Raw genomic sequence first — 5,910 nt, 5'->3', positions numbered from 1 at the left:
CAGGCGAAGGTCTTTTACGTGTCCACCGAGCGCTTTACCAACGATTTAATCGATGCCATCCGGCGAGACAGCATGCAGTCTTTCCGGGAGCACTATCGAGATGTGGATATTTTATTGGTGGACGACATTCAATTTATCGAAGGCAAAGAGTACACCCAAGAGGAGTTTTTCCACACCTTTAATACGCTGCACGAATCGGGTAAACAGATCGTGCTGGCTGCCGACCGCTCCCCTCACCTGATCCCTCGTCTGCAGGAGCGGCTCTGTTCTCGGTTTTCGATGGGCTTGATTGCAGAAATTCAATCGCCGGATATCGAGACCCGCATGGCCATCCTTAAGAAAAAAGCCGAGTACGAGGGGATGAATCTACCACCTGAGGTGATCGAATACATTGCCACCACCTACACCAGCAACATTCGCGAGCTGGAAGGCGCCCTCATCCGCGCCGTCGCCTACGTCTCCATTTCTGGCCTGCCGATGAGCGTGGAGACCATTCAACCCATCCTCAATCCGCCCAGCGAGCCGAAAGAGATCACCGCCGATATAATTATCGAAGTCATCTGTGAAGAGTTTGGCGTTGACCGGGAGAGCTTATTGGGATCCTCCCGCAAGCGCGACATCAGCCAAGCGCGGCAAATTGCTATGTTCCTGATGCGCCACTACACCCATCTCAGCTTGCCCAAAATTGGCGATTATTTTGGCGGGAAAGACCACACCACCGTTCTCTATAGCTGTGAAAAAGTTCGCCAGTTGCAGCGAGAGAATCTACAATTTGAGCGGCAACTGCAAAAGTTAGCCGAGCGCCTGCGGGTTGTTGCCCACAGCCGAAAGAGCTAGGTTTTCCGTTGTCATTGAGCCGCCCCCGGTTCTCCGCTGTCCCGTTTTCTGTGGAGGATCCCTCTCGAAGCAGCTAGAGTTAAAAACGGGATAGGCGAGGGTTGCAGTTGGTGGAGCGATCTGGCAAAGGGCTTTGCTTGGGTCTGTTGCTCCTCGGGGCCGAGCTGACGCCAGGGTGGCCAGTTTGGGCCAATTCGACGCAAGCAAGTCTTCCAGATCCTGTGCCGGCCCCGCTCTCAGCCGCTTTGGATTTGGGGCTGGAGGGCCAAGTTCTGGAAAATAGCCCGGTGCTGCGCCGCTGGCTGCAAAATCCACCCAATCTCCTGGAAGAAATCCGCAATACCCCCGTCCTGCCCACCCGCCTGCAGGCCGGTTTCGAGTCCTCCTCTCACTGGCGAATCAGCCTGCAGGACTTGCGCCTGGCCGATCGCCTCACCCTCAGCGGTGACTATCGCCAATCTTCCGAACATCCAGAAGTGCGCCAGTACGGGTCGGAGATGCGCTACTTTCTGGCCCCTATGGGATCCCGCTTGAACCTGGCCCCCCAACTGGGATATCGAGCTTTGGAACAGAAAAACCACAGCCTCAGCGGAGTTAGCTATGGGGCTTTTGCCGTTTTGGCCCTGGCGCCCGAAGCAGCAGATTTGACCGGCAGCTACAGTTGGGTTGCCCCCCAGGAAAAAGGACAAGCCACCCTGGCGGAGATCACCGCTGCCTACGCCATCAGCCCTTCCTTTCGCCTTTCTGCTCGCTATAGCTTGCGCAACTCGACCTTGGCACAGGAATCCAGCTTTGGCTTTGGCCTGGAGTGGATCCCTTAGGTCGCAAGACCCGCTTTGGGCCCTCGGCGTCCTCCCCCCCAGTCCCAAGCATTGGAAGAGGGATTGGGGCCAAGGAACAGGCAGCGCAGAGCACGAGAAACGTCCTGAGCAGCTTCAAATAAAAACACCGCCTGGAGTCAGGATCCCTGACAGTGTTGACAAGGATCGGCAGCGATCAGCAACAAGCAAGCATTGGAAAAGGTTTAAAACCTGGAGCCCTATCTGGGATCGCGGGAACCTCCCGCCCAGGGTGGTGGGCCGCTTGCCGGACGAATCTCGATGACCTCACCGTTCTCGCGGGTGATCCGGTAAGCGTCGAAGTCTTCATCGTCGTACTTCCCCAGCACCGTAACCCGCTCGCCGGGCACCAGTTGGATCTGGCGGTACCAGCTTGGGCCGGCGTCAACAAGCAGTTGGCCCGTTCCATCGTCCAAAATAAACTTGTTGCCGAAAACGCTCGTGATCCGACCGGCAACCAAAACCCCGGTATAACGCTGGAGCTCACGAATAGGAACCTGAGCTTGCACAGGAGAACCCCCACCGCTAGTGCTAGAAAAGTCAGAGCAATATATCCAGGCGCAACCCTCATACAAAGAACCCCGACATTGTTAAAAACTGCCTCGGGTCTAACAATCCAAGAAGAACACGTCAACAAGCTTAAACGCAAATCAAAGATACCTTAACCCTAAATCGCGTCTTTGCTTCCCTAGGGCTCTCTTAACATTTTCGGGGATTTTGCAAGAGCTAAACTTCCTGTCCCAAACTTTTTTGCAAGCACGCTCCTACGGCGTTTAGTCAGCGGCTCCCCTCTCCGGTTCGGGAAGAGCTTTTCTGTCAATGCGGCGCATCGTCAGGGTGGCAATTTCTCTTCCTAAAGTCTCAGCTTTTTCTTCTATGTAGGATGTAAACAACGTGATCTCACCCGCCGTTCTAGTTTGAAGTTTGAGCTCGTAGAGCTTATACCCATCACTATCGACTTTTTCTATGAGGCTAATACTTTTGACATCCTCGAAGTCAACAAAAGTTTTTCTATTAGACAGCAAATTAATCTGGGTAACTATAACTTTTCTAAGCTGACCATTAATATCAACAGACTCATAGTTTATTATTAAAAATAACATAAAAAGAGGAATTAGACTAATGGATGAAAAGATAATGGCTGCAGAGAATGCATCCATAGATTTTGACGGAAGATCATGGTGGACAACGTTTAAACTTCCCTGGCCTTCGCCTAAGAACTGATTGATTTGCTCACTGGCCCATTGGGCGCGATTATTGCTATCGACCTCCACTCTATCCAAAATCCTTCCACTTGTGAACAGAATTAGGTAGTAGCTATAAGTATAAGACTTATCTCCCTCATCATCTATAAACTCTTCAACTTCGGTTTGATGTTCAGCTCCTGTAATTTCCGAGTAGATTTTGTTAGAAGGAGGAAAAATCCTAAGCTTGGGGATGGTTGTAAATTGACAATCCGCCATCCTAACTCCCCTCTTTACACAAGATATCTCTAGGCTATCTACACTAGCAGCCTGAAGAGTGGCAAATGAGAGGAAAGCAGATGCAACAAATATAAGTATAAAAAGCGAAAACCAGTCATTCTGCGAGCGTAATATTAGCCGATCCCTCTTTCTAACAATAGTGCTGGCCATCTTGGGCTACCCTAAACTTACTTATAAACTAGCTCAGTTTTTTCTATTAGTGGTTAAGGACAGTTTAAGCTCCGAATTAAGTATCGAAAATGTTAAAGGCCTCAGCAGGTACCGGCAAAACGACCATCGAGTGGAGAAGACGAGATGAAAAGATGAAAAAACGAAGCGGGAACCGCCCAGGGCCCGTGGACGCGGATCCCAAGACTGCCTAAGATGAGTGAGGCATGTAAAGAAAACGCCACATTTCCCCCGTCGGCCCCCAGAACCGAGGAACCCCATGCTGCGACTGGAACACATCAGCAAGATCTACCCCACCGGCGAGGTGCTCAAGGACGTGACCTGGGAGGTCAAGCCCGGGGATCGCATCGGCTTGGTGGGCGTGAATGGGGCTGGCAAAACCACCCAGCTCAAGATCATTTGTGGGCAAGAAGACCCGACCAGCGGCGAGGTGATCCGCCCTGCCAACCTGCGCATCGTCTATCTCAGCCAGGAGTTTGAGGTGGATCCCGCCCGAACGGTGCGAGAGGAGCTGTGGACGGTCTTTCGGGAAGAAAGCCGCATCCAGTCGGAGATGGCCCAGGTCACCGGGCAGATGGAACAGGCGGATCCCGACACCTTAGAGTCCCTTCTGCGCCGTCTGGATCGCCTGCAGCGGCAATTTGAGAGCCTACACGGCTATGAACTGGCGGCCCGCATCGACAAAATCTTGCCGGAAATGGGATTTGAGCCGCAGGATGGGGATCGCCTGGTGAGCGCCTTCAGCGGCGGCTGGCAGATGCGCATCGCCTTGGGCAAGATTCTGCTACAGGAGCCGGATTTGCTGTTGCTGGACGAGCCCACCAACCACCTGGATTTGGAGACCATCGAGTGGCTGGAAAACTACCTCAAGAGCTTGACGATCCCTATGGTGATCGTCTCCCACGACCGCGAGTTTTTGGATCGACTTTGTACCCAAATTGTGGAGACAGAGCGAGGTGTTTCCAGAACCTACCTAGGCAATTATTCTCAATATCTGGCACAAAAAGCTGAGCAACGAGAAGCGCAACAGTCGGCTTACGAGCGACAACAAAAAGAGATCGAAAAGCAACAGGCCTTCATCGATCGCTTTCGGGCCAGCGCCACCCGCAGCACCCAGGCCAAGAGCCGCGAAAAACAACTAGAAAAAATCGCGCGCGTGGAAGCGCCGGTTGGCGATGTGCGCACCCTTAGGTTTCGCTTCCCTCCTGCCCCCCGCAGTGGCCGCGAGGTGGTGAAGATCGAAAACCTAACCCACATTTATGGCGACAAAATTCTATTTTTGGGCGCAGAACTGCTGATCGAACGCGGGGATCGCGTCGCCTTTTTAGGACCCAATGGGGCGGGAAAATCGACGCTGCTCCGCCTTATCACTGGCCTGGAGCAGCCGACCGAGGGATCCGCAAAATTGGGGCCCCACAACGTTATTCCTGTCTACTTTGAGCAAAATCAGGCAGAGGCTTTGGATCTGAACAAAACCGTGATCGATACAATTCATGACGAAGTCCCCGACTGGAACAATGAGGAAGTGCGCACGCTGCTGGGGCGCTTTCTCTTCAGCGGCGACGCTGTTTTTAAGAAAGTAGCAGCTTTGAGTGGGGGAGAAAAAGCCCGCTTGGCCCTGGCAAAAATGCTGCTGCAACCGGCCAATGTGTTGATCCTGGATGAGCCCACCAACCACCTGGATATTCCAGCCAAGGAGATGTTGGAAGAGGCTCTACAGCATTACGACGGCACGGCAATTCTGGTCTCTCATGATCGCTACTTTATCTCAAAAGTGGCCAATAAAATTGTCGAGATCCGCAACGGCGAGTTGGTAGCCTACCAGGGCGATTACCACTACTACTTGGAGAAGATTGCCGAAGAGAAAGAGAGAGCTCGACAAGAGCGGATTGCTGCTGAAAAAGCAGCCAAAGCTGCTGAAAAACGAGCCAAAGAGCGAGAAAAACAAAAAGCCAAAAAAGCAGCTGGCAAAGCTTAAGGAGGGCAGAGTCATGTTCACAGGTTTGGTGCGCAGTCTCGGCACAGCCCAGTTGATCAGTTCTTCACAGCTACGGGTTACCTGCCCAGAGCTACAGCCGCAGTTGGCCTACGGCGATAGCGTGGCGGTGGACGGCCTCTGCCTGACGGTGGTGGAGATTCTGCCCGATGGCTTTTTGGCCGATGTCTCGCCGGAAACGCTGCGCCGCTCGGTTTGGGGCCAGGGATCCCGCCCGCGCACGGTTAACCTCGAACCTTCCCTGCGCGTGGGAGACAAGCTGGGGGGACATTTCGTCAGCGGCCATATCGATGGAGTGGGACAACTGTGGGATCAGGTCGCCAGTGGCAACGCCTGGGAGCTGAGCTTCAAAGTTCCTGCGGAGATTGGGCGCTACATCGTGCCCAAAGGCAGCGTGGCGGTGAACGGCGTGAGCCTGACCATTGCCGAGGCGCGCCAGGGGGGCTGCTGGTTTAAGGTGGCGGTGATCCCGCAGACCTACCGCGAGACCAACCTCTCCCTGCTGCAGGTGGGGGATCCGGTGAACGTGGAGGCGGACATGCTGGGCAAGTATGTGGAAAAATTGTTGGGCCTGGCTCCGCCGGAG

At 53.7% G+C, this 5,910-nt stretch carries 6 protein-coding genes; 4 read left to right on the top strand and 2 right to left on the bottom strand.

The genetic code is table 11. The features are described from left to right. Both dnaA and NW844_RS07165 read left to right on the top strand, forming a co-directional pair. Positions 1-837: chromosomal replication initiator protein DnaA (dnaA, locus tag NW844_RS07170; protein ID WP_414334702.1), on the top strand; the 837-nt coding region annotated here is incomplete at its 5' end. A 221-nt stretch (positions 838-1,058) separates the two neighbouring features. Beyond that, positions 1,059-1,658 carry a hypothetical protein gene (locus tag NW844_RS07165; RefSeq protein ID WP_414334701.1) on the top strand — a complete coding sequence of 200 codons (600 nt, stop codon included), beginning with the start codon at positions 1,059-1,061 and terminating at the stop codon, positions 1,656-1,658. A 218-nt stretch (positions 1,659-1,876) separates the two neighbouring features. Here NW844_RS07165 and NW844_RS07160 read toward each other — a convergent pair whose 3' ends face one another. Together NW844_RS07160 and NW844_RS07155 are read right to left on the bottom strand one after the other, a co-directional pair. Continuing rightward, positions 1,877-2,185 carry an OB-fold nucleic acid binding domain-containing protein gene (locus tag NW844_RS07160; RefSeq protein ID WP_414334700.1) on the bottom strand — a complete coding sequence of 103 codons (309 nt, stop codon included), beginning with the start codon at positions 2,183-2,185 and terminating at the stop codon, positions 1,877-1,879. Positions 2,186-2,449: 264 nt separating this feature from the next. Beyond that, positions 2,450-3,310, bottom strand: coding sequence for a hypothetical protein (locus NW844_RS07155; protein WP_414334699.1), 861 nt, complete (start codon positions 3,308-3,310; stop codon positions 2,450-2,452). A 277-nt stretch (positions 3,311-3,587) separates the two neighbouring features. Between NW844_RS07155 and NW844_RS07150 the strand changes: the two genes are divergently transcribed. Further along, a complete protein-coding gene (locus NW844_RS07150; RefSeq protein WP_414334698.1) occupies positions 3,588-5,306 on the top strand; it encodes an ABC-F family ATP-binding cassette domain-containing protein in 1,719 nt (572 codons plus the stop codon). 13 nt (positions 5,307-5,319) lie between these two features. After that, on the top strand, positions 5,320-5,910 hold a 591-nt coding region (locus NW844_RS07145), incomplete at its 3' end, for a riboflavin synthase (protein ID WP_414334697.1).

It is taken from the genome of Synechococcus sp. H55.2, from assembly GCF_047462495.1.
Classification (GTDB): Bacteria; Cyanobacteriota; Cyanobacteriia; order Thermostichales; family Thermostichaceae; genus Thermostichus.
The sequence above is the reverse complement of the archived record's forward strand: the minus strand, read 5'-3'. Positions and strand labels throughout refer to the sequence as shown.

Coding starts and splice junctions, on each gene's coding strand:
- NW844_RS07155 (WP_414334699.1), bottom strand. CDS start 3,310: ATGGCCAGCACTATTGTTAGAAAGAGGGATCGGCTAATATTACGCTCG.
- NW844_RS07150 (WP_414334698.1), top strand. CDS start 3,588: ATGCTGCGACTGGAACACATCAGCAAGATCTACCCCACCGGCGAGGTG.